Consider the following 1,758-nt stretch of genomic DNA (forward strand, 5'->3'; position numbering starts at 1 on the left):
TCCGCTGTTGCCCGATGTTTCGCCGCAAACGCTGCGGGCGAAAGGTAATTCAGTGCGCTGTGCGGCCGTTGCTCGTTGTAGTCCTGGCGCCACGCGGCGATGAGTGCGCGAGACATTCGGGATGTGCATGGATGTGTCGTCGCAGTGCTTGGATCCGATGTTGAGTGCAGGACAATCTGGAGCCTGCATCGACACAGGGTAGGCTGTACGAAGGCGTTCCGTTACACGGAGCATGCCATCACCCCCACCGATTGGCGTAGCCGATGCCGTCGCATTGGTGCCAAGGGTGATGAGCGTTTCGGGGCCATCAACTGGGATGCCGCGAGTGTCGAGCGGCTTGCGACCGGGGTAGCGCTCGGCGCGGTTTCGATGGTGGCAGAAGCGGTTGGACTAGTGACCACAGTTCGTCTATATGAACGCATCGAACATCGGTTTAGCCATGATCTCATTGCCAGCAAAACAACGATGCGGTTAACAGAACACGATACAGTGTTGACAGTCCTAGCGGCTCATTTTGTTAGAGATTTTGGTATCCGCAGTGCCCATAACAAATCCTCCAGATCATCGAGCGGCGCGCCGTCCATACGGGACGCGAAAAGTTGCAACGGCGCCCGAACGGTGTTATCGCTGCATTGTTGATAGTGGTGCGGCGAACAGACGGTAGCGTATTCATATTGATGTCGTGTCTGCAATGGTATGGCGCGGCAGGGAACGCTGTGGCCATGAGACGCGAGCGCATGGCGTTGCGATTCCACCGTTCCCCGGGCAGTACGGGCCACCGTCGAAAAAAAATTGAATAAATTAATTTAAATTAATAGTTATGGTGTTGGGGGTGTCCTTTGATGCCGCTATGACAATAAAATTTTTAACCAGCATAGTGGCGAGCCGCCGAATTCCTTTTAAATTCCGCATCAAGCTTCGCGTCTGATTGCATAGGAACGGGTCTACGCGTACTGTTCATGCTTATCCCATCCGCCTAGTACTTGGCTAATGATAAGAGACTTTAAATGCGGATTTCTAATGTAACGTCGGTAGCAGTTTATAGTGCTCCGTTCGCTCGTCGCTCCAATTACCTTAGGTTCGCTTTATCAAGGAAGTTGTGTGTGCTCGGGGCTGTTACCGCATTGCTGATTTCCGATGACGCAAGGTCAACCATAGTCGGGTCCGATTTGCAAGACGCGGTGATGGATGAAACCGCCTCGCACGATGAGCGGATGAGCCAGCCGACGGGGCAGAAAAAACCATCACGCTGGGATGTAAAGCCGGCCGATTGGCAAGACGCGGCGATGGATGAAACCGCCTCGCACGATGAGCGGATGAGCCAGCCGACGGGGCAGAAAAAACCATCGCGCTGGGATGTGAAGCCGGCCGGTTGGCAAGACGCGGCGATGGATGAAACCGCCTCGCACGATGAGCGGATGAGCCAGCCGACGGGGCAGAAAAAACCATCGCGCTGGGATGTGAAGCCGGCCGGTTGGCAAGACGCGGCGATGGATGAAACCGCCTCGCACGATGAGCGGTTGAGCCAGCCGACGGGGCAGAAAAAACCATCACGCTGGGATGTAAAGCCAGCCGGTTGGCAAGACGCGGCGATGGATGAAACCGCCTCGCACGATGAGCGGTTAAGCCAGCCGACGGGGCAGAAAAAACCATCGCGCTGGGATGTGAAGCCGGCCGATTGGCAAGACGCGGCGATGGATGAAACGGCCTCGCACGATGAGCGGTTGAGCCAGCCGACGGGGCAGAAAAAACCATCGC

1 protein-coding gene and 1 pseudogene are annotated in these 1,758 nt (G+C 56.0%); one reads left to right on the forward strand and one right to left on the reverse strand.

The genetic code is table 11. The annotated features are described in order from the left end of the window. Window positions 1-113: pseudogene (locus KQH60_RS01635) on the reverse strand (integrase core domain-containing protein); the annotation flags it as partial. A gap of 1,071 nt (window positions 114-1,184) precedes the next feature. On the opposite strand from KQH60_RS01635, the gene KQH60_RS01640 reads away from it, so the two are divergent. Beyond that, window positions 1,185-1,758: hypothetical protein (locus KQH60_RS01640; protein WP_237574867.1), on the forward strand; the 574-nt coding region annotated here is incomplete at its 3' end.

This window comes from Mycetohabitans sp. B8, from assembly GCF_021991875.1.
In the GTDB taxonomy this organism is placed as follows: Bacteria; Pseudomonadota; Gammaproteobacteria; order Burkholderiales; family Burkholderiaceae; genus Mycetohabitans.